This window comes from Accumulibacter sp. (genome assembly GCF_029255145.1).
Lineage (GTDB): Bacteria > Pseudomonadota > Gammaproteobacteria > Burkholderiales > Rhodocyclaceae > Accumulibacter.
In genome coordinates, this window is the sequence record NZ_JAPUVQ010000013.1 from 1 (window position 1) to 21600 (window position 21600).

Annotated in this window: 14 protein-coding genes and 3 pseudogenes; 15 read left to right on the top strand and 2 right to left on the bottom strand. The window is 66.6% G+C overall.

Annotated features, from left to right (window positions below; genetic code table 11):
• The 9 genes and pseudogenes from Q1L50_RS01090 to Q1L50_RS01125 form a co-directional block, all read left to right on the top strand.
• Positions 1–1219 (top strand): annotated as a pseudogene (locus tag Q1L50_RS01090) (hypothetical protein); the annotation flags it as partial.
• A gap of 186 nt (positions 1220–1405) precedes the next feature.
• Positions 1406–4879: a DNA polymerase III subunit alpha gene (dnaE, locus tag Q1L50_RS01095; RefSeq protein WP_300335274.1), complete on the top strand. Its 3474-nt coding sequence runs from the start codon at positions 1406–1408 to the stop codon at positions 4877–4879.
• A gap of 40 nt (positions 4880–4919) precedes the next feature.
• Entirely contained in the window at positions 4920–5189 is a 270-nt protein-coding gene (locus Q1L50_RS01100; RefSeq protein ID WP_300335275.1) for a hypothetical protein, read from the top strand.
• A pseudogene (locus tag Q1L50_RS19965) lies at positions 5092–5295 on the top strand (hypothetical protein); the annotation flags it as partial. The gene Q1L50_RS01100 and the pseudogene Q1L50_RS19965, both read left to right, overlap by 98 nt.
• Positions 5210–5680 carry a WbuC family cupin fold metalloprotein gene (locus tag Q1L50_RS01105; protein WP_366145197.1) on the top strand — a complete coding sequence of 157 codons (471 nt, stop codon included), beginning with the start codon at positions 5210–5212 and terminating at the stop codon, positions 5678–5680. The pseudogene Q1L50_RS19965 and the gene Q1L50_RS01105, both read left to right, overlap by 86 nt.
• Positions 5681–5737: 57 nt before the next feature.
• A complete protein-coding gene (locus Q1L50_RS01110; protein WP_300335277.1) occupies positions 5738–7081 on the top strand; it encodes a hypothetical protein in 1344 nt (447 codons plus the stop codon).
• A 26-nt stretch (positions 7082–7107) separates the two neighbouring features.
• Entirely contained in the window at positions 7108–8628 is a 1521-nt protein-coding gene (locus tag Q1L50_RS01115) for a class I adenylate-forming enzyme family protein (RefSeq protein WP_300335278.1), read from the top strand.
• Positions 8625–8885 carry an acyl carrier protein gene (locus tag Q1L50_RS01120; RefSeq protein WP_300335279.1) on the top strand — a complete coding sequence of 87 codons (261 nt, stop codon included), beginning with the start codon at positions 8625–8627 and terminating at the stop codon, positions 8883–8885. The genes Q1L50_RS01115 and Q1L50_RS01120 overlap by 4 nt, the downstream gene beginning before the upstream one ends.
• Positions 8886–8938: 53 nt before the next feature.
• Entirely contained in the window at positions 8939–9745 is an 807-nt protein-coding gene (locus Q1L50_RS01125) for an isocitrate lyase/PEP mutase family protein (protein ID WP_300335291.1), read from the top strand.
• Between the two features lie 297 nt (positions 9746–10042).
• Here Q1L50_RS01125 and Q1L50_RS01130 read toward each other — a convergent pair whose 3' ends face one another.
• Both Q1L50_RS01130 and Q1L50_RS01135 read right to left on the bottom strand, forming a co-directional pair.
• Positions 10043–10801, bottom strand: a complete 759-nt coding sequence (locus tag Q1L50_RS01130; RefSeq protein WP_300335280.1) for a PEP-CTERM sorting domain-containing protein — start codon at positions 10799–10801, stop codon at positions 10043–10045.
• 406 nt (positions 10802–11207) lie between these two features.
• Complete coding sequence (locus tag Q1L50_RS01135) at positions 11208–11501, bottom strand: acylphosphatase (RefSeq protein ID WP_300335281.1); 294 nt, start codon at positions 11499–11501, stop codon at positions 11208–11210.
• Between the two features lie 138 nt (positions 11502–11639).
• On the opposite strand from Q1L50_RS01135, the gene Q1L50_RS01140 reads away from it, so the two are divergent.
• The 6 genes and pseudogenes from Q1L50_RS01140 to Q1L50_RS01165 form a co-directional block, all read left to right on the top strand.
• Positions 11640–13112, top strand: coding sequence for an NADH-quinone oxidoreductase subunit M (locus Q1L50_RS01140; RefSeq protein WP_300335282.1), 1473 nt, complete (start codon positions 11640–11642; stop codon positions 13110–13112).
• A complete protein-coding gene (locus Q1L50_RS01145) occupies positions 13113–16400 on the top strand; it encodes a DUF2309 domain-containing protein (RefSeq protein ID WP_300335283.1) in 3288 nt (1095 codons plus the stop codon).
• Entirely contained in the window at positions 16397–17962 is a 1566-nt protein-coding gene (locus Q1L50_RS01150; RefSeq protein ID WP_300335284.1) for a proton-conducting transporter membrane subunit, read from the top strand. Before Q1L50_RS01145 ends, Q1L50_RS01150 begins: the two co-directional genes overlap by 4 nt.
• Positions 17959–19467: an NADH-quinone oxidoreductase subunit M gene (locus Q1L50_RS01155; RefSeq protein WP_300335285.1), complete on the top strand. Its 1509-nt coding sequence runs from the start codon at positions 17959–17961 to the stop codon at positions 19465–19467. The genes Q1L50_RS01150 and Q1L50_RS01155 overlap by 4 nt, the downstream gene beginning before the upstream one ends.
• Complete coding sequence (locus Q1L50_RS01160) at positions 19460–20962, top strand: NADH-quinone oxidoreductase subunit M (RefSeq protein ID WP_300335286.1); 1503 nt, start codon at positions 19460–19462, stop codon at positions 20960–20962. The genes Q1L50_RS01155 and Q1L50_RS01160 overlap by 8 nt, the downstream gene beginning before the upstream one ends.
• Positions 20963–21295: 333 nt before the next feature.
• Positions 21296–21524 (top strand): annotated as a pseudogene (locus tag Q1L50_RS01165) (DDE-type integrase/transposase/recombinase); the annotation flags it as partial.
• Between the last annotated feature and the right edge of the window lie 76 nt (positions 21525–21600).

Below are 21600 nucleotides of genomic sequence, written 5' to 3' on the forward strand. Positions count from 1 at the left end.
CGAAGCCGCCACTTCTGTGGGCGTCCTCGATGCCCTCAACCCTGCCGCTGTGGTCAACTGGAATCTGAACCAACTATTCATCGGCCGATCCGACTACGGGAACGGCACCGCCACGGGCACCTTGCTCATGGGTGACGGTGTAACCGGTGAGGCAAATGCAGTAGCGATCGGTGTTGGCACGGGCGCGACCGGTTTCTTCGACATCCTCGGCGGCAGCCTGCACGCAACGACGCTGACGCTCGCCAGCGGCATCCTTGATGTAAACGACAAGCCGCTAACGGTGGGCTCCGCCGGCGCGCTCAACGCGCAGACACTCGACATCACCGGCGGCCTCCTCACCGGCCAATCTGTCGCCATCGACGGCGGCACCTTCAACTTCTCCGGGGGCGTTCTGGCGGTCGATTCCTTTACCGGGCTGCTTGAACAGAACGGTGGCGCACTCGCCCCTGGCAACTCGGTCGGCCAGACCACGGTCACCGGAAACTATGCCCTGGCTTCGGCCGGAACCCTGAGCATCGAGATTTTCGGCAGCACCTTCAACACGACGACCAAGCAATACGACCGCCTGGCGGTCAACGGCACGGTCAATCTGAACGCCGACAGCAACGCTGCCGGTGGCGGCACCCTCGACGTACACCTCGGCTACAGCCCGAGCGTGGGTAGCGCCTTCACCATTCTCACCAACGACGGCAGCGATGCGGTCAGCGCGCGATTCAAGGGATTGCTCGAGGGAGCGACGTTCAACACCGCCTATGGTGGACAGACGGTGACCTTCCAGATCTCCTATTCCGGAGGTACCGGCAACGACATCGTGCTGACCGTCACCAACAAGACCGGAACGGCGCCGACCGGCCTGACCGTGACCGGGACAGCCGACAGCGAGTTGTTGAGTGGCAGCGTCGGTGCGGACACGTTTACCGGGCTGGGCGGCAACGACATCTTCACGGGATGGCTGGGCAACGACTTGTTCACGTTCGATGTCGGCTGCGGTTTCGACCGGATCAACGACTTCAGCCCCGGCAGTGATCACCTTCAGCTGAACACTGCGCTCGGAGTGGACAGCTTTGCCGCCCTCGACAGCAACAGCAACGGGGTCCTGGACGACGCTGATGAACACGTGATCGTTGCCGGCAACGATACGATCCTGATGTTTGGCAGCGATCAGATCGACATCGTCGGTCAGACGGCGCTGCACAGCACCGACTTCCTCTTCGTCTGACGCCGAGGGAGCGGGCGGTTGGGTCGACGACACCACGCGGTGTGGTGTCGTCGCCAGTCTGCGTCGGTAGCACAACCCCGTCCGGCCTATCGTTTGAAGCCGAAAGCGCCCGCCGTTGGCGAGCGCGACTCTGCTGCCGCCGGCAATCGCCGCGTTCGGGCGGCCGCGCCGGGGTAAAATGGCGGGATGCCTGAAACTCACCCGTTCGTCCATCTTCGCCTGCACAGCGAGTACTCGGTCACCGACGGCATAGTTCGTCTCGGCGATGCGGTCGGCGCCGCCGTTCGTTACCAGATGCCGGCGCTGGCGCTGACCGACCTGGCCAATGTCTTCGGTCTGGTCAAGTTCTACTCGGCGGCGCGCTACCAGGGGATCAAGCCGGTGCTCGGCTGCGATGTCCTGATCGCCAACGAGGCCGACCCGGATCGTCCCTGTCGCCTGCTGCTGCTGGTGCGCTCAAGGCAAGGCTACCTGCAGCTCTGCGAGCTGCTGTCGCGCGCCTACCTGGCGCCGCGGGTGCGCGGACGGGCCGAGATCAGCCGCCGGATGCTGCACGAGGTCGGCGTGGACGGGCTGATCGCGCTCTCCGGCGCGGCGGCCGGCGATGTCGGCGAAGCGCTGCTGCAGGGCAATGTCGAACAGGCGGCGCTGCGCGCGCAGCGCTGGCAGGCACTGTTCCCCGACGCTTTCTACCTGGAAGTGCAGCGCTATGGGCAAGCGCAACAGGAGTTTCTGGTCAGCAGCACGGCCGACCTGGCGGCCGAGCTGGAGTTGCCGCTGGTCGCCACACATCCGATCCAGTTTCTCGAACGCGACGACTTCAAGGCACACGAGGCGCGGGTGTGCATCGCCGAAGGTCATATGCTCGGCGACGCCCGGCGGCCCCGCTTGTACACCGATGAGCAGTACTTCAAGTCGACCGAGGAAATGGTCGCGCTGTTTGCCGACCTCCCCGAAGCGCTCGAGAACTCGGTCGAGATCGCCCAGCGCTGCAATCTCGAGATAACCCTCGGCAAGAGCTATTTGCCCGATTTTCCGACCCCGGCAGGCATGACGCTGGCCGATTTTCTCCGCCAGCAGGCGGTCGAGGGGCTGGAAACCCGCCTGCAGCAGCTGTTCCCCGACGCCGCTGAACGGGCGGCGCAACGGCCGCCCTACGACGCACGCCTGCAGCTCGAAACCGACACCATCGTGCAGATGGGATTCCCGGGCTACTTCCTCATCGTCGCCGATTTCATCGGCTGGGCCAGGAAGAATGGCTGCCCGGTCGGGCCGGGACGCGGTTCTGGCGCGGGATCGGTGGTCGCTTACGCGCTGGGAATCACCGACCTCGACCCGCTGCGCTACGCGCTGCTCTTCGAGCGCTTCCTCAACCCGGAACGGGTGTCGATGCCCGACTTCGATATCGATTTCTGCCAGGACAACCGTTGGCGGGTGATCGAATACGTGCGCCAGAGGTACGGGCCGGCGGCGGTATCGCAGATCGTCACTTTCGGCACCATGTCGTCGAAAGCGGTGATCCGCGACGTCGGGCGGGTGCTGGATCTGCCGTACAATTTCTGCGACCAGCTCTCCAAGCTGATTCCGGTCGAGACCAACAAGCCGCTGTCACTGGACAAGGCGATCGCCGCCGAGCCCCAGCTCAAGGCCAGGATCGACGACGACGAGGAGGTCAGGGACCTCTTCGCCCTCGCCGCCCGCCTCGAAGACCTGACCCGCAACGTCGGCATGCACGCTGGTGGCGTGCTGATCGCGCCCGGCAAGCTGACCGACTTCTGTCCGGTCTATTCTGCCGACGGCGGGTCGGTGGTTTCGCAGTACGACAAGGACGACGTCGAGAAGGTCGGCCTGGTGAAGTTCGACTTCCTCGGCTTGCGCAACCTGACGATCATCGAACTGGCGCTCAAGTACGTCGAGCAGCTCAGTGGCGAACGCCCGGACCTGGCGACGCTTCCCTTCGACGATCCGAAGGCGTACCAGATCCTCAAGGACGGCAACACCACGGCGATCTTCCAGGTCGAATCGGAAGGCATGAAGAAGCTGGTCAGGAAGCTCGCGCCGGACCGCTTCGAGGACATCATCGCCGTTCTCGCGCTGTACCGGCCGGGTCCGCTCGGCTCGGGGATGGTCGACGACTTCATCCTGCGCAAGAAGGGTCAGCAGAAGATCGATTACTTCATCGACGACCTGAAGACCTGCCTCGAGCCAACTTACGGGGTGATCGTCTATCAGGAACAGGTGATGCAGATCGCGCAGATCATCGGCGGCTACACGCTTGGCGCCGCCGACCTCTTGCGCCGCGCTATGGGCAAGAAAAAGGCCGAGGAGATGGCGCTGCACCGCGACCTGATGCGCGACGGGGCAAAGAAAAAGGGTTACGACGAAAAGCTGGCGATGCAGCTCTTCGACCTGATGGAGAAGTTCGCCGAGTACGGTTTCAACAAGTCGCACACTGCCGCCTATGCCGTCGTCACCTACCATACCGCCTGGCTGAAGGCGCACCATTGCGCCGCCTTCATGGCGGCGACGCTGTCGTCGGACATGGACAATACCGACAGCGTCAAGTTCGTCCACGACGACGCGCTGGCCAATGGCCTGCGGATTCTCGGGCCCGACGTCAATGCGTCGGCGTACCGGTTCACGCCGGTCGATCGCCACACCGTCCGCTATGGCCTCGGCGCGGTCAAGGGGACCGGCGAACAGGCGGTGAATGCGATCCTGAAAGCGCGCCAGCAGGGTGGCCCATTCAAGAACCTGTTCGACTTCTGTCGGCGCTCCGACAAGCGGATGGTCAACCGGCGAACGATCGAAGCGCTGATCCGTGCCGGCGCCTTCGATTCGCTGGACAGCCATCGGGCGCGCTTGCTGGCCTCGGTCGGACTGGCCATTGAAGCGGCCGAGCAGGCCGAGCGCAACGCCATGCAGGTCAGCCTGTTCGACGTCCTCGACGCGGCCGGTGACGATGGCGGCGAGCACCAGCCGAGCCACATCGAGGCGCCGCGGTGGAGCGAAAGGCGAAAGCTCAATGAAGAAAAGCTGGCGCTCGGATTCTACTTTTCCGGCCACCCTTTTCATGAACTGCAGCCCGAGGTATCGCGCTTTGCCCGCAAGCCGCTGGCTGCGCTGGAGGCCCGCAAGGAGGCACAGTATCTCGCCGGCCTGGTAGTCGGCGTGCGCACCAAGTTCACCACCCGTGGCAAGATGGCCTTCATTCAACTCGACGACGGCACCAGTTCGCTCGAAGTCGCGGTCTATAGCGAGTTGCTCGAAGCCGAACGCGCCAAGATCCGGGAAGACGAGGTGCTGATCGTCGAAGGCCGCGTCCAGCGCGACGACTTTGCCGGTGAAGGGCGGCTGAAGATCGTCGCCGATCACCTGCTGACGCTGGCCGACGCGCGCGGCCGCTTCGCCCGTCATCTTCGCCTGTCACTGAACGGCCACGCCAGCGGCGCCAACGCCCGCCTCGCCGTGCAACGCCTGCGCACGCTGCTCGAACCGTACACACCGGGCACTTGCCCGGTACGGATTTCCTACCGCAACGGGGAAGCGGTCTGCGAGCTGCTGTTCGGCGAGGCCAGCCGGGTGCGCCTCGAAGACGACCTGCTGAAGGCGCTGAGCGACTGGTTGAGCAGCGACAACGTCAGCGTCGACTACCCTTGAGTTGATTCAAGCCGATGCACGTGCCGAACCGGAGCTGTCGATGAACGCTACACGCCTGCGCTGGATCAGCGGAGCGCTGCTCGCCAGTGCCCTGCTGCCTGGCTGCGCCGAGAAAGTCAGCCTCGAAAACTACAACCGGCTGCAGGTCGGCCAGTCGTTCGACGAGGTCAAGCTGATCATCGGCGACCCGGCGCGGTGCGATGAAGTATTCGGCATCCGCAGTTGCGTGTGGGGTGACGAGCAGCGCGGCATCAAGGTCGCCTTCATGGCCGGGCAGGTCGCCCTGCTCGCGGCGCATAACCTCAAGTGACCACGCCGACGAAAGTTCCGCTGCTGATCGATCAGCTGCTGCTGACCACGGTCAGCGACGAAGCGCGGTCGAATCCGCGCCGGCGCAAGAACCTCAACTTCCATGAAGACGATGCCGCCGTCGCCCACCGTCTGCTCAACGCCATCGAGCCCGGTTCATACCTGCCGCCGCATCGCCACCTCGACGCCAACAAGGACGAGACGATGGTCGTCCTGCGCGGGCGGCTCGGGGTCGTTTTTTTCGACCACGCCGGGGAGGTGCAGCAGACGGTGGTGCTGGCGCCGACGGGCGGCGTTTGCGGGGTCGACATACCGCACGGCGTCTTTCACACGATCCTGGCGCTCGACCCCGGCACGGTGATTCTCGAAGCCAAGGCCGGCCCCTACCTGCCGCTCGCCGAAAATGAACGAGCGCCGTGGGCGCCGGCCGAGGGCGCAGCGGAGGCAGCGGCCTACGCCGGTTCCCTGCGCGAACTCTTCGCCAGGGGCTGAAGCCCCGCCGAGCGACGCTCGCGCCCGACGATCTCGATACCTGTCAATGGCCGCCCGGTGAATATCAACCGCCTGCTGCAGTTTCACGAAGACCCGCTGGTCATCGCCTGGTGGCGGTCGCGGCTGGGCACCGCGCTGGCCTGGTTCACGCCACCACGGCGACGCACGATTCTCGCCGTCGCCGCGGTCTACGACGGCGTCAGGAGGTCGCTGCGGGAAATGGCCAAGGCCGATGGCCTGCCGGTGCCGTCGGACTGGCTGGGTCTTGCTTCGCTGGTGCTCACCCTGTTCGCCATGCTCTGGCTCCTCTACCGGGCGGCGGTGCATTTCCGGTCGCTGCCGGCAGTCGTCCGGCGCCATCCACAGCTCAGCCTCCATCTGCTGTACTGGGGCAGCCTGGTGGTGTTGTGGCTTACGGCCCCGACGGCCGGCGCCTGGCGAGAGCTGCTGTTGGGGATGGCGATCATCTTCCCGTTTCTGATCTGGCGCTGCGGCTACCTGCTGCTCTCGGGACAATACGGTCGCGCCGCATCGACCCGCTTTGCCGACCAGATCATCCCGCTGTGGCCTGCGTTCGGTGGATCCAACACGCCGTACGGCAAGGGGCTGGACTACCTGTCCAGATGCGAGGCAAAAACGGAAGACGAACTGGCGCGGTCGCAGCTCGCGGGGATCAAGCTGTTCATTCTTGGCCTGACCTGGGATGCCGCGATGAATCTGATGGAGCGGTCCTTCTACGGGCCGGAGAATGCCATTCCGCGGCTGAGCCAACTGGTCGTGCAGGGAGCGCAGGCGCCATTGCTGGCGTCCTGGGCGAGCCTCTATTGCGAGCTCGTCTGGCAGGTCCTCCGCCATGCCGCGCACGGACACATGATCATCGGCACCCTGCGCCTGTTTGGCTTCAACGTCTTTCGCAATACCTACAAGCCGCTGCTGTCGGAATCGGTGCTGGAGTTCTGGAATCGCTATTACTACTACTTCAAGGAGCTGATGGCGAACTTCTTCTTCCTGCCGACCTTCACGCAGCTCGGAAGCAGACTGCGCAACTGGCCACGCCTGCGCCTGTTTGCCGCCGTGTTCGCCGCTGCCGGCGTCGGCAACATGTATTACCACCTGTTGCAAATGGAGACCTTCCTGGCCCAGGGATACGTCTTCGACGCCGTGTATACTCTGCGCTCGCGCTTTTTCTACTGTTTCCTGCTGGCCATCGGCATCTATGTCTCGATGCGACGGCAGCAAGGCCGTGGCAGCAAGCCGCTGGCCGCCGGGCATCTGGCAAGGATTGGGAGAATCCTTGGCGTGTGGACTTTCTTTGCCCTGATTTTCATCTGGAATGTTAAAAGCACGGCTCCATTTCTGGCCAGGGTGGAGTTCTTCCTGAGCCTCTTCGGCTTCGCGTAATCCACTTCACGGAGAATCCTTCGCACATGTTGCTCGACCTGAAAGTTGGCAATCTCACCGAGCCGGTCAGCGGCCGCAGTTGGGATGGTCTGGAGATTCGTCGGCAGGTGGCGCGCCGCATCGCGCGCTTCCAGTGTCACCAGCTGGCACCCGGTGACCGGGTGTTTCTCCCCTTCGGCAATCGCCTCGAGTTCTTCGTCGAGTTGCTTGCGATCTGGCGCCTCGGTGCCTGTGCCGTACCGATCGACGCGCGCCTGACGCCGTTCGAGATCGAGACCCTGGTCACTGCCGCCTTGCCGCGACTGGCGGTGGTCGACGACGCCACCGACGCGGCGGTGGTCGCCGCACTCAGGGTGGCCGGCGTCGGCGTCATCGAGACCGCGGACACCGGCGATGAGGAAGCGGTCGCTGGGCTCAGCCGCCTCGACGACGATGCGCTGATCCTGTTCACCTCGGGGTCGACCGGCGCGCCGAAGGGCGTCGTCCACACCCATCGTTCGCTGCGCGCCCGCTGGCTATCGCTGCGCGAGCATCTTGGCGTTGCGGATTTTGCACGCACGCTATGCCTGCTGCCGACGCATTTCGGTCATGGGCTGATTTGCAACTGCCTGTTTCCCTGGCTTTCCGGTCAGGACCTGTTCATCACCCCGCCGTTTCGCCCGGAGATCATCATGCGCCTCGGAGCGCTGCTCGACGAGCACCGCATCACCTTCATGTCTTCGGTCCCGTCGATCTGGCGTCTGGCGCTCAAGCTGGCACGGCCGCCGAGCGCCGGCACGCTGCAGCGCGTGCATTGCGGCTCGGCGCCGCTGTCGGCACACGTCTGGGAAGAGATTCGCCAGTGGACCGGCACCCGCCAGGTGTGTAACGCCTACGGCATCACCGAGACCGGCAGCTGGGTGGCCGGCTTGAGCAACGCCAATGTCACAGTCGAGGACGGGCTGGTCGGAGAGGGCTGGGGAGCGGTGATCAAGGTGCTGCGCGCTGCCGATAGCTGCGCGCCGCTCGACGTCGATGTCGAGTGCCAGGCCGGCGAGCAAGGCTTCGTCTGGCTCAATACGCCGGCGCTGATGAAGGGCTATTTTCAACGCGACGACCTGACCGAGAAGGCGGTGATCGATGGCTGGTTCCTGACCGGCGATATCGGCTTCATCGATCCGCTGGGGCGGCTGGTGCTGCGTGGCCGCGAGCGCGACGAGATCAACAAGGGCGGCATGAAGATCTACCCGGCGGATATCGACGCGGTGGTCGAGCGCTTTGAATACACCAGCGACGTGTGCACCTTCGCGCTCGACGACGCGATCTATGGGCAGACCGTGGGCATCGCCATCGTCCTCAACAAGCGCGACGACGCGACGATCCGCGCGCTGCACAAATGGCTGACGGCGCATCTCGCCGAACACAAGCTGCCTGGCCGCTGGTGGATCGTCGATGAAATACCGCGAACGTCACGCGGCAAGATCAATCGTGACGCGGTGAACGCGGCGTGCATCGGCCTGCCCTCGCTCGACCTGCCGAAAATACTCGCCGGGGGGGAGCAGGCGTGAGCGGGCAGAGGCAGAAACAGCTGAACGACCTGATCGCATTCCTGCGCACCATCCAGAAACCGAACAAGCCGATCGAGCAGATTGCTCCGGAAGAAAGCCTGGTGGCGTCGGGATTGATCGATTCGCTGGCGCTGGTGGAGATCGTGGTTTATCTCGAAAACACCTACGGGATCGATTTCTCGGCGCATGGTTTCGAGCTGGAGCGCCTTGCTTCGATGACCTCGATCCTCGATTTCATCGAGCAGGCCGGCGCATGAGCATCGACCACCACCAACGCCCCGTTTCGGCGGGCGATCGCCTCAGGGAATCGATGGACAAGGCCGACCTGGTGTCGTTCATCGGCGTCTATGACGTCTTTTCGGCGACCCTCGCGGCGCGTCATTTCGACAGCCTTTTCGTCAGCGGCTTCGGCTTCGCCGCCAGCCACTACGGCCTGCCGGACGTCGGTTTCATAACCTGGACCGATATCGTCGCCTTCGTGCAGCGACTGCGTACCGTGTTGCCGACGCACAACCTGCTGGTCGACATTGACGACGGCTATTGCGACCCGGACGTCGCCTGTCATGTGGTCTCGGTACTCGAGGCTGCCGGGGCGTCGGCAGTGGTTCTCGAAGACCAGAAGAGACCAAGGCGCTGCGGTCACTATGAAGGCAAGCAGATCATGGAGCTCGACGAGTATCTGGCCAAGCTCAAGGCGGTACTCGCAATTCGCCGCGAGATGCGGGTCATCGCGCGCACCGATTCGTCAGACCTCGACGACATCGCGCGTCGTGTCGTGGCTTTTGCCGAAGCCGGCGCCGACGCGGTGCTGGTTGACGGTCTCAAGAGCCTGGATACGATTCGCGATTTGTCGAAGCGGGTCGATCGTCCGTTCTGCTTCAATCAGATCGCTGGCGGCAAGTCGCCGGCCTGCACGCAAAGCGCGTTGCGCGACGCCGGTGTCTCGCTGGTGATCTACAGCACACCGTGTCTGTTTGCCGCGCAGGCGGCCATCGACGACGCCATGGCAACGCTCAAGAACACGGACGGCAGCCTCGCGGACAGCAGGATCGGGGTAAGTGAGTGCACCCGCGTGCTGAATGAAAATCTCGTCAGAAGGGATCGCCGGAGCAGCTAGGGCGGTGTTGCTCGACCTGCGGTAGGTGCTGAGCGACTGCTTGAGCAGCGACGACGTCAGCGGCTAGCCTCGGTCAGCCGGAAAGCGAAGCCGCGCCGGCGCGGCAACCGCCACTTCCAGCAACGCGCACCGCGCCGTGCGGCTCTTGGCTCCTCAGGCGGCCACCTCGGGACGAAAGCATGGTGTCCCGCTTGCGCAATGCTTCCGCCTCCGACGAGCGGCGGCAACTCGAATCCGCAAAACCACAAAAAAGCCCGGCAGCGCCGGGCTCTTTCCGCGTACCGCAGCGGGTCGTGTTCAGACCTTGCGACGCCGCGCGGCCAAACCAACCAGAGCGAGGCCCACCAGCGCCAGCGAGCCGGGCTCAGGCACTTGGGTGTTGTCGTCGTAGGTGTAGACGATGCGCGCACCGCAGCCAGCCTGGGTATCCTGCGTGGTGGCAATGTTGCCGCCACCGCCCTGGACGGTGAAACCCGAGAACGATTCGCAGCTGACGTTGAAGCTGCCACCACCGGCCTGCTGCAGCGAGCCGAGAATCAGCGCGAGGTCGTCGCTAAAACTGCCGCTGCCAGCGATGGGGCCGAAGCTCTTGGTTTCACCGACGGCGTACGACTGAAAACCGGTCGTCGAGGACAGGCTGATGACGTCGCCCAGGTAGGGCGACAGCGCTGCAAGCGAGGTGCTCCAGAGCAGGCTGGTGCTGCTGGTCAGGTTGGCGGTCTGGGCCTGGGCGGCAGTGTTCGTCCCGCTGTAGACGAAGGTGGCGGAACCGAAGACTTCGATCACGGCTCCTGTCAGGGTACCAAGGCCCGAATCGAACAGACCCAGTGCGCCGGTCTGGTTGATCTCGGTGGTGCTCTCGACAATGGGCAAACCATACTCGAAACTGACCGTTCCCGCTTGCGCGCCGACTGCGGTCAATGCGGCCGCGAGGGCCAGTACGGATCTCTTAATCATCATTATTATCACTCCTGGAGGGGTTGAGTTGCTGACCACTGCAAGCAACCACAATCGGGTGTCAGTGACCGCGACAATATGAAGCACGATTCGGGCCATCTCCAAGGCAAAACACTAATGCTTTGCTATAAAACGGCAATTTGTCACACTTCGAATGGCCGGCGCAACCGACTGTAAAGAAATCCGACACTTTCACCGGCGGAGGGATAAAAGTAGCCCCGCCTGCGCCTCGAACATGGGCTTGCGTAGAAGCTTTCGCCAGGTCTTCTCGTCAAGGCGTACGGTACGGACGCAAGGGCTCGGCCAGGGTCCGCTGGCAGCGGCGGCGAAGCGCCGCCGGTTGCCGCAAAAAGCACAGCTGGAACGCCAGGGGTGGGAGGGGGAGCAGGATTCCAGCTTGCGGTGCATTCCGATCGTCAGACCGATCCGGCTTTGCGAGAATCCGCGCTGCGCGCGGGCATGGTAGGAGCCCGAGCGAAGCGGCCGAGGCCGACTGGCGGTGTGCTCAGCGAGTGGCGATCTGGGCGAAACCGGAGCGCGTGCCGATTTCGGCGGCGTTGCCCTCATTGCTGAGGACGCGGTCGACGCGCGCCATCGACGGCCCGCGGTGCGCCCACAGGACCAGCGCATCGACGGCCTCGACCGGACCGCAGACCAGGGCCTCGACGCTGCCGTCGCGGCGGTTGCGCACCCAGCCGGCGAGGCCAAGGCGATCGGCTTCGGCGCACAGCGACCAGCGGTAGCCGACGCCCTGGACCCGGCCGCGGATTCGCAGATTCCGGCAAATGACTTCGCTCATCCTCAACTCCAGTGCTTGCAAGGGCGTGCACCCGCGCTCTCGGGGACGGCAACGACCGCCGAAGCTGGCATAATCGTCGTCCATGAGAAGAAGAATTTCAAGGGGAGCCGGCTGGCGGCCGGGCGCGGTTGCGTCGTCATGCTGAAAGCGCTGTTGCTGCTGCCGCTGCTGGGTGCCGGCCTGTTGTCGCTGCTGCCGAGCCGCAGCGTCGATCTGCTGCACGGCCTGGCCAGCATCGTCGCCGCGGCAACGATGCTATGCGCGTGCCTGTTGCTGGCGAACTTCGACCCGGCGATCGGTGACATCCAGTTTTTCGAAACACGGCCGTGGAATCCGCGCGTCGGATCGAGCCTGGCGCTGGGCGTCGACGGGGTGTCGATGCCGATGCTCCTGCTGGCTACCGTGCTGTGCTTTGTCGCGATCTTCTCGTCGACCGGCATCCGCAACGGCGCCAAGCTCTATTTCTCGCTGATCCTGGTCCTGGAGACCTCGCTGCTGGTGGTCTTCGCCGCCCGTGACTGGTCGCTGTTCTACGTCTTCTGGGAGCTGACGCTGATCCCCTTGTTCTTCCTGATCGACCGCCTGGGGGGTGCCAATCGCCACCGCGCGGCGCTCAATTTCGTGCTCTATACGCTCGGCGGCTCGGTGTTCATGCTGATCGCCCTGCTGCTGCTCTACGATGTCGCCCCCGGGCACAGCTTCGCGATGGCCGACATGGCGGCGGGCAGCGCGCACTTGCCGGAGAAAACGCAGATTCTGGTCTTTCTCGGGCTGTTGCTCGGCTTCGGTGTCAAGATGCCGATCGTTCCGCTGCATGGCTGGTTGCCGCTGGCGCACGTCGAGGCGCCGAGTCCGATTTCGATCCTGCTCTCGGGCATCCTGCTGAAAATGGGTGCCTACGGGCTGATCCGCGCGGCCTGGACGCTGCCGGCGGCGGCCAGGGCGCTGCAGGACTGGCTGGCGCTGCTGGCGCTGATCAGCCTGATCTACGGCGCGGTGCTGGCCTGGCGGCAAACCGATCTGAAGGCGATGATCGCCTACTCGTCGATCTCGCACATGGGCATCGTCCTGCTCGGTCTCGCCGCACTCAACGAGGCCGGCCTGAACGGCGCGGTGACGCAGATGGTCGCGCACGGGCTGGCGGCCGGCCTGCTGTTCCTGCTGATCGGTCTGCTGTACGAGCGAACGCACAGCCGTGACCTGGCTGCCTACGGCTCGCTCAACGGGATCGCGCCGCGCTTCGCGGTGTTGATCGTTTTCGCGCTGCTGGCGTCGGTCGGGCTGCCGGGAAGCGCCGGCTTCATCGCCGAGCTGCAGGTGCTGATCGGCGCCTATGGCCGCTGGGGCGGCTGGCTGGCGGTGGTATCGATCGCCGTGCTGATTTCCGCGGCCTACGCCCTGCGCGCGATCCGCTGCCTGTCGACCGGTCCTGAACGACCTCCTGCCGGCGCGCTGGCGGGCGTGGCGACGTTCGCCGACCTCGCGCCTGGCGAAAGCGCCACCGCCGCGCTGCTGGGCGCGGGGATCGTGATCATCGGTTTCTATCCGGCGCCGCTGCTTGGTTTGATGACTTCGTCGGTGGGCCGGCTGGTGCAGCAGTTTGGCGGCTGAGTGACGACGCCTCGGGATCTGGCCTGCGCCACGGCCGACGCGCCGTCGGCTGTGGCGCAGGACGAGGAGCGGGTCATCCCACTGGCGGGGATCGAGGCCTGCCTGGCCGATCTCGAACATGTCCTGCCGGCGCAGGCGCCCTTGCGCGATTTCGTTCATCACAACACCCTGCACGCCTTCCAGCACTTGCCGTTCGCGCAGGCGTGCAGCGAGGCCGAACGCCTGACCGGCGCGCGTCCGTGGCTGGCCGAAGACCGCTGCCGGGCGCTGTTCGGCCAGGGACGAGTGACTTCGGGCGACCTTGACGCGGCGCTGCGGCAACGGCCGGAGCTGCGGGTTGACGAAGTGTTATGCAGCACCGCCCAGCGCGAGCTGTGCCGCGGCGAAGTGCTGCAGCTGGCGCTTCGCCACGCTCAGGGGACAATTTCGGCGGCGCAGTTGCGCTGGCATGCTGAAGAGCGAGCGGCGTTCGAGCGCTTGCCGGCGGATCTCGACACCGCGGCGCGGCAGCGGCTGTTGACCGCCGCTGCCGCCGACGGTCTTGGCGAGCAGGCGGCGGTAGCCGACCTCTGGGCTGCTGCATGCGAGCTGTGCCCTCCGGCGGCAGCCCCGGAGGCGGCGGCCGCCGACCGCGGGCTGAGCGGACTGGCCAGCCCGTCCATGGCCTGCGCCGAGCCGCCCTCGGCAGCCACCGCGGCGGCGCTGTGGCAGGAAATGGTCGACGGTCTTGGCGAGCGGTGGACGATCGCCGCCGTACTCGCGCACCTGTGCGGTGAGGATCTGCGCGCGTCGCTGCAACCGACGCTGATTCGTCATCTCGGCGCGCATCTCGATCAGGGCCTGGCGGCGTGGCCCAACCCGGCGCGCGGCCAGGGCTTCTATGCGGCGTGGCGTGGCAGCGCCGGCGACGACTGGGCGTGGGAGCTCGACGAGTTTACCGGCGCCCGCGGCGAGCTCGAACAGTTGCCGGATGAACCGCTGCAGGCGATCGCCGGCGAGCTGCTGCGGCTCGGTGTTGCGCCGGTCAGGTATCCGGCGTACCTGCAGAGGCTGGCGCTGGAATTGCCGGGCTGGGCCGGCATGATCCACTGGCGTGAGTCGCATCGCCGGCCCGACGAGGCGCCGGTCAGTCTGGCGGGCCTTCTCGCGGTGCGGCTGGTGCTTGAGCGCCTGCACGCCGAACAAATCCTGCGCCGGCTGTGGGGCCTGCCGCTGAGCTGGTCGGAGCTTGCCGACTACTTCGCCGCGCACCCGGAGGAATTGTCGGTCCGGCACGCCTTTGGCTGCGGCCTGCTGTCGGAAGACCTGCTGGCCGCGGTGTCGCCACACCTGACGTCGCGCGCGGCCGACGTGACCGCCGACTGGCCCCGATTTGCCGCCAGCCTGGCCGAGTCGCAGGCCACCGCGACATCCGCCGCCGGTCGCCGGGCGGTGGCCGCATGGCCGCTGTTCATTCTCGCGCAGCGGCTGGGCCTGGCTGGCCGGGAACTGCGCGAAATCGGGGTGAGCGGAGCCGCCGCCCTGCTGCGCTGTGCCGCTTCGCTGAGCCGCGAACAGCGCGGCGAGCTCTGGCTGCTGGCTTACGAACGCCACTACCGGCAGCAGATACTGGCGGCGCTGGCGGCCAATCACGGGCGCGCGCCGGCCAGCTCGCGACGACCCGAAGCGCAATTCGTCTTCTGCATGGACGACCGCGAGGAAGGGTCGCGGCGGCACCTTGAGGAGGTCAATCCGGCGTTCGAGACTTTCGGTGCGGCCGGCTTTTTTGGCGTACCGATCCTCTGGCAGGGGATCGACGACGAGGTGCCAGCGGCGCTGTGCCCGATTGTCGTGCGACCGGCGAACGCGATCCGTGAGGAGGTGCCGGCTGGCGCCGAGGTCGCGCATCGGCAGCATCGGCGGCGCCGGCAGCGGCGTCTGGACTGGCAGGAGCGAGTGCATCAGGGCGGCCGGCGTGGCTGGCTGCGGTCGTCGCTGCTGACCATCGCCGCGGCGCCGGCGGCGCTGCTCGCGCTGCTCGCCAGGACGCTCGCGCCGGGCCGCTTCGGAGCGCTGCTCGAACGCCGTCGCGAAGCCTTCGACCAACCCTTGCCGGGTGTGCCGACGCTGACCGCGGCGCCGGCCGAGGCGACGCGCGTCGCCAGCGCCGACCAACCGCGTCTGGGTTTCAGCGAAGACGAGCAGCTGGCGCGCGTCGGCGGCTTCCTGCGCAGCATCGGCCTGACCGCTGACTTCGCGCCGCTGGTGGTGATCGTCGGGCACGGTTCGGACAGCCGCAACAACCCGCACCTGGCGGCCTACGATTGTGGCGCGTGCTCCGGCCGGCACGGCGGGCCGAACGCGCGGGTATTCGCGGCCCTGGCCAACCGCCCCGAAGTGCGCGTCAGGCTGGCCGAGAAGGGCCTGCTGATCCCGGCGACGACCTGTTTCGTCGGTGCCGAGCACAACACCTGCGACGAGACTTTCGTCTGGTACGACCTCGAACAGCTGCCGGCCAGCCATCGCCAGGCCTTCGCCGCGTTGCGCCGCGACTGCGCGCAGGCCGCCAGGCTGCACGCGGTCGAGCGCTGCCGGCGCTTTGCCTCGGCACCGCGCGAGCCATCTCCGGAGCAGGCACAGCGGCATCTGGCCGACCGCCGCCAGGATCTGGCGCAGGCGCGGCCCGAGCTGGGACACGCAACTGTGGCTACGGCGTTCATCGGGCGCCGGGCGATGAGCCGCGGCGCTTTCTTCGACCGCCGCGTGTTCCTGATTTCCTACGATCCGCTGCCCGATGCCGACGGCCGCATTCTCGAAGCGACGCTGCTGGCCGCCGGGCCGGTCGGCGCCGGGATCAACCTCGAGTACTACTTCTCGACGGTCGATAACGAGGGCTTTGGCTGCGGCAGCAAGGTCATGCACAACCTGGCGGGGCTGTTCGGCGTGATGCAGGGCGCCGCTTCCGACCTGCGCACCGGCCTGCCGCTGCAGATGATCGAAATCCACGAACCGATGCGGCTGCTGGTGGTTGTCGAGCAGACGCTGGAGATTCTTTCGGCGGTCTACCAGCGACAGCCGCCATTGCAGGAATTGATCGGCAACGGCTGGCTGCTGGTGGTCGCCAAACATCCGCAGACCGGTACCATGCACCTGTTCGAGCCGGCGACCGGCTGGCAGCCCTGGACCGACGAGGATGGGGCGGCGGAGGCGGCGATGATTCCCGAAGTCGAGCGTTCGGCGGACTGGTTTGCCGGCCACGCCGAGGCGCTGCCGCCAGCGCTGCTGCGGCGCCCGCTGGTGCACGCATGAGCGGGCTCGAGGCCTTGTTCAGCGCGCTCGCCGAGATCACCCGGCTGGTCTGGCTGGTGCCCCTGCTGCCGCTGCTGGCGGCGGCGGCGATCGGCTTGCGCATGCTCGCCCTTGCGGGCCAAGGCGAAGGCCACGAGGAAGCGCACGAGCCACTCACCGCTGCTCTGGCGAGCCACGCCGCGCTGGCCGCGCTGGTGCTGCTGCTGGTCTTCGACCTGGCGGCCCTGGGCAGCGCCTGGCCTGCGCCGCTGGCCTTCGGCGACTGGCTGGCGATCGGCATGACGCCGGTGCGGGTGTCGTTCATCCTCGACGGCTACAGCCTGCCGATGGCCACGCTGGTCGCGCTGATCGCCTGGATCGCGCTGCGCTTCTCGGCGACCTATCTGCATCGCGAGGGCGGTTTCCAGCGCTTTTTCCTCGGCATGTCGCTGTTCCTGGCCGGCATGCTGCTGATCGTTCTGGCCGGCAACGTGGTGCTCGCCTTTATCGGCTGGGAGCTGGCCGGCATCGCCTCGTGGCTGCTCATCGGCTACGCCTGGGAACGGCCGGTCGCCACCGGCAACGCCTTGCTGGTATTCGTCACCAACCGCGTTGGCGACGCCGGTTTTCTGCTCGGGATCGGGCTGGCGGTGTGGTCGGTAGGGACGGTCGACTGGGCCGGGCTGGCAGGCGACGGAACGATGAGCACCGTCAGCGCACGCTTGCTGGCCGCCGGGTTCGTCCTGGCGGCGCTGGTCAAGTCGGCACAGTTGCCGTTTACGCCGTGGATCGCGCGCGCACTCGAAGGTCCGACGCCGTCGTCGGCGGTGTTCTACGGCTCGTTGATGGTGCATGCCGGCGTCTTTCTCCTCTATCGCCTGCAAGGCTTGCTGCTGCAGGTGCCCGACCTGATGGCGCTGCTGCTCGTCGTCGGCCTGGCCACGGCCTTGTACGGCGGGCTCTGCGCGCTGGTCCAGAGCGACGTCAAATCGGCGCTGATCTTCTCGACGGTGACCCAGGTCGGCCTGCTGTTCTCCCTCTGTGGCCTCGGCCAGTTCTCGCTGGCCGCTGCTTGCTCGGGGGCGCACGCGGCGTGGCGGGCGTACCAGTTCCTGCTCGCGCCGAGTTACATGCACCTGGTCCGTCGCCCGGCACCGCCGGTACCGCGCTGGCTGCTCGGGCAGCGCTGGCTGTACACCGCGGTGTTGCAACGCTTCTGGATCGAGCCGCTGGCCAGCAGCCTGCTGACCCGTCCGACACTGGCTCTGGGTCGCGACGTGCGCGCGCTCGATGAGCGCGTCATCGACCCGCTGGTCGGCACGCCGCGCGCCGATCACGGCCCGACGGCCGGCCTGGCCGCGGCCGAACCGCTGATCCGCGGCGACGGTCTGGCCGGGCGAGCGCTGTTCGCTTTCGCCGGCTGGCTGCAGCAGATCGAGGATCGTCTGCTGCTCAGCGGCGACGAGTCGATGATGAAACCGCTGCGCCGCATCGGCGCCTACGTCGACGCCATCGAGCTACTGCTCGAACAACCGCGCTACCTGATGCTGATGGTCATGGCGACCTTCGTGGTGATTCTGTGAGCGAGTGGTACTGGACCGCGCAGGCCGGTTACCCGCCGCTGGCGACGCTGCAATGGCTGCCGCTGGCCGGCGCGCTGCTGTTGCTGATCATTCGCGAGGCGCGCCTGGCGGTGGCCGTCGGTCGTCTGTTCGCCGTCGCCGAACTGCTGGTAGCGGTCGACCTCTACCTCCGCATCGACCTGTCGACGCGCGTCCTGCAGTTCGCCGAGCGCGTCGATCTGCTGGCCTATCACGCCGCCGCCGACGGCATCAGCGTGCTCTTCATCCTGCTCACCGCGCTGCTCGGCGTCCTGCTCTCGTGCTACGGGATGGCACGCCAGCAGATCACGCCGGTACACCTGCTCGGGGTGCTGCTGGTCATCGAAACGTCGCTGATGACCATGCTGACGACGATGAACCTGCTGTGGTTCGCCGCCGCCTCGGCGGCGCAGCTGGCGCTGGTCGGCTACCTGCTCTGGCGCTGGGCTTCGGCCAGCGAGGAGCGGCTGGCGTTGTCGCGCTTCCTGCAGTACCAACTGTTCGGCTGGCTGTTGTTTGTCGCCGGATCGGTGGTCCTGGTCTGGAGCCACGTCGACGTCGTCGGCAGCGCCGCTGGCCGCTGGTCCTTCGATCTCTTCGACCTGCTGGCGACGCCACAGATCGGCAAGTACCAGTCGGCGGCGTTCTATCTGCTGTTCTACGGGCTGGCGATTCGCACACCCTTGTTCCCGCTGCACGGCTGGCTGCCGAATTCGGCCGGCTACGGGCTGATTGCCGTCGGCCCGGTACTGCTGCTCGGGGTCAAGGTCGGGATCTACGGCATGGCGCGCTTCCTGCTGCCGCTGACCGCCGAAGCGGTAATCATCTGGCAGCCCTACGTCGTGGCTTTCGCCATGGTGGGCGTCTTCTACGCCGCGCTGCTGGCTTTCCGGCAGGCCAATCTGCGCCGCCTGATGGCCTTCGCGGTGGTCAGCCATACCAGCCTGATCGTCATCGGCCTGTTCACCCTGCATCCCGCCGGGCTGCAGGGCGCGCTGCTGCTGGCGGTCAACTTCGGGTTGGCAATCACCGTGATGCTGATGATGATCGGCTACGTCTACCGCCGCGCCGGGACCACCAATCTCGACCGGCTCGGCGGCCTGTTCGACCGCGTCCCGTTCATCGCCATCGCTTTCCTGATCGGCGGGCTGGCGCTGCTCGGGATGCCCGGGACGCCGGGATTCGACGCCGTGCACCTGGTGCTCGAAGCGTCGATCGAGGCCTTTGGCGCCCTGCCGACGATCGCCACCGCGCTCGGCAACGTCGCCGCCGCCGGATTTCTGCTGTGGGCGTTTCAGCGCGCCTTTCTGGCGCCGCGGCCGAGGGACCTGCCGGCGCGCCGAATCGCGCGCACCGGCGCCATGGAGTACTTCGTCGGCGGCGCGACGCTGCTGGTGCTGCTGGTCGCCGGCTTCTACCCCGAGCCATGGCTGCAGCTGACCGATACCGCGACGCAGGCGCTCGCAGCGTATTTTCAGCATGACTGAACTGGCGTCCTGGCCGCTGCTGAGCACGCTGCTGGCACTGCCGGTGCTCGGCGCGCTGGCGACGGCCGTGCTGCGTCGCGCGCCGTGGGCGCAGTGGCTGGCGCTCGGTAGCGCCGTGCTGACCCTGCTCTGCTCGCTGCTGATTGTCGTCGCCTTCGATGGCGCCAACGCCGGTTTCCAGCTGATCGACTCGGCGCGCTGGATCGCCGGGCTGAAGATCGGCTATCTGGTCGGTGTCGATGGCTTGTCGCTGCTGTTCCTGCCGGCGACGGCGCTGCTCTTCTGCGGCGCGGTGCTTGCCGGCTGGCGCGTGGCGGCGACCGCTTCACCCGTGCCGCCCGGCCTGTACTTCGCCTTGCTGCTGTTGCTCGAAGGGGCGACCCTGGGCGTCTTCTGCGCGCTCGACACGATCCTCTTCTTCTTCTGCTGGGAATTGACGGTACTGCCGATCTATTTCCTGGTCAGCCTGTGGGGCATTGGCGGCGGCCGCCAGGCAGCGGCCGTGCGCTATTTCCTGGTGATGCTGGCCAGCGGCGTGCCACTGCTGTTCGGACTGCTGGCGCTGGTCTTCGGCAACGCTGCTGCGGGCAGTGGTGCGCTGGTTTTCGACCTGCCGACGCTGCTCGACAGCCCGCTCGCGGAGCACGCCCAGTACACTGTCTTCCTGCTGCTGCTCGTCGGCTTTGCCGCCAAAGTTCCGCTGGTGCCGCTGCACACCTGGCTGCCGGCGCTGGCGATGGGCGCACCAGCGGCGGTCACGGCGCTGATCGTCGGCCTCAAGCTCGGCGCCTACGGATTGATCCGCCTGGCGATCCCGCTGGCGCCGGTCGCCGCCAGCGACCTGCACTGGCTGCTCGCCGGCCTCGGTACCCTGGCGATGCTCTACGGCGCGGTCGCTGCGCTGGCCCACAGCAATCTGCGCGGGGTGCTGGCGTATGCGAGCCTTTCACACGTCGGGCTGGTGGTGCTGGCGCTGGCGACTTTCTCGGCCTCGGCGCTGCAGGGGGCAGTGCTGCAGCTGCTCAACTTCTCGGTCGCCGGCGGCGGCGGTTTTCTGGTGCTCTCCTTCCTGCAGCGCCGCAGCGGTTCGACCGACATCGCGCAACTCGGCGGCGTGATCCGCAGCATGCCGCTGCTGTCGGGCTTCTTCCTGCTCTTCGGGCTGGCCGGCATCGGCCTTCCGGGAACCAGCGGCTTCCCGGGCGAGCTGCTGATCGTCGTCGCGGCGCTGCACAGCCATACCGGCGCCGGCCTGGCGGCGCTGTTCGGCACGGTCGTCGGCGCAGCCGCTTTCCTGGCGCCCTTCCGGCACGCTTTCCTCGGACCGCTGCGCAACCCCGACGTCGCGGCAGGCCAGGACCTGCTGCCGCGAGAGCTGGCGCTGCTGCTCGCGCCGGCGCTGCTGATTCTCGGCGTCGGCGTTTATCCGCTGCCGATTCTCGAACTGCTGCGGCCGACTGCCGAGGCCTGGGTGGCGGCGCTGGCCGGGCTGTAGCGGCTGGTCATCGCGGGACCGGCACCCGCGCCAGTGAGACGCCAGGCAATGCTTCCCGTGTCACATCGACCGGTTGCCGTGGCCCCTCAAGGATGCCGCAGGCGCCTGCCGGATCATGCTCTCGTCGCCCTGGCCGCGGTGTACGCGCGTCCGCCGGGGGCCCGACCACTGATCGCCGAGACCCGTGGGTGTGTGCGTCGATGCGCTCTTGTTTGGCCTCGAATGGCGAGACGCCGGGCCCGGCGCGACGATCATCCATAGCCTCCCCTAGGCTTCAAGGTGACCTGAGCGCCCTCACCGTCGGCCGGCGTGTTTGGCTCGCTCGGTTCCGCAAGCAGCCAGGTCCACTGGGCGATGGCCCCGAACATGCTTGCCGAACTGGTTCGCACGGCCTCGCAGGTGGCCATTGCTCAGCGGCAACCGCCGCCGGGTTTGCTGGTGCATTCGGATCGCGGTAGCCAGTACGCCAGCGCTGCCCCCAGCACCTTGCTTGCCCGGCACCATTTTGCAGGCCAGCATGAGCCGAAAGGCCATCTGCTTGGACAACGCCGTCATGGAGCGCCCGGAAAGTCCGACCGGCTGCTAGAACCTTGTGCGGCGATTTGCCACATTCCGCACCGCAACATCACTCCCTAGAA

Bases quoted from the DNA above. Each gene is read 5' to 3' on its own strand.
- dnaE (WP_300335274.1), top strand. From the start codon at position 1,406: ATGCCTGAAACTCACCCGTTCGTCCATCTTCGCCTGCACAGCGAGTAC.
- Q1L50_RS01100 (WP_300335275.1), top strand. From the start codon at position 4,920: ATGAACGCTACACGCCTGCGCTGGATCAGCGGAGCGCTGCTCGCCAGT.
- Q1L50_RS01115 (WP_300335278.1), top strand. From the start codon at position 7,108: ATGTTGCTCGACCTGAAAGTTGGCAATCTCACCGAGCCGGTCAGCGGC.
- Q1L50_RS01125 (WP_300335291.1), top strand. From the start codon at position 8,939: ATGGACAAGGCCGACCTGGTGTCGTTCATCGGCGTCTATGACGTCTTT.
- Q1L50_RS01130 (WP_300335280.1), bottom strand. From the start codon at position 10,801: ATGGCCCGAATCGTGCTTCATATTGTCGCGGTCACTGACACCCGATTG.
- Q1L50_RS01135 (WP_300335281.1), bottom strand. From the start codon at position 11,501: ATGAGCGAAGTCATTTGCCGGAATCTGCGAATCCGCGGCCGGGTCCAG.
- Q1L50_RS01140 (WP_300335282.1), top strand. From the start codon at position 11,640: ATGCTGAAAGCGCTGTTGCTGCTGCCGCTGCTGGGTGCCGGCCTGTTG.
- Q1L50_RS01150 (WP_300335284.1), top strand. From the start codon at position 16,397: ATGAGCGGGCTCGAGGCCTTGTTCAGCGCGCTCGCCGAGATCACCCGG.
- Q1L50_RS01160 (WP_300335286.1), top strand. From the start codon at position 19,460: ATGACTGAACTGGCGTCCTGGCCGCTGCTGAGCACGCTGCTGGCACTG.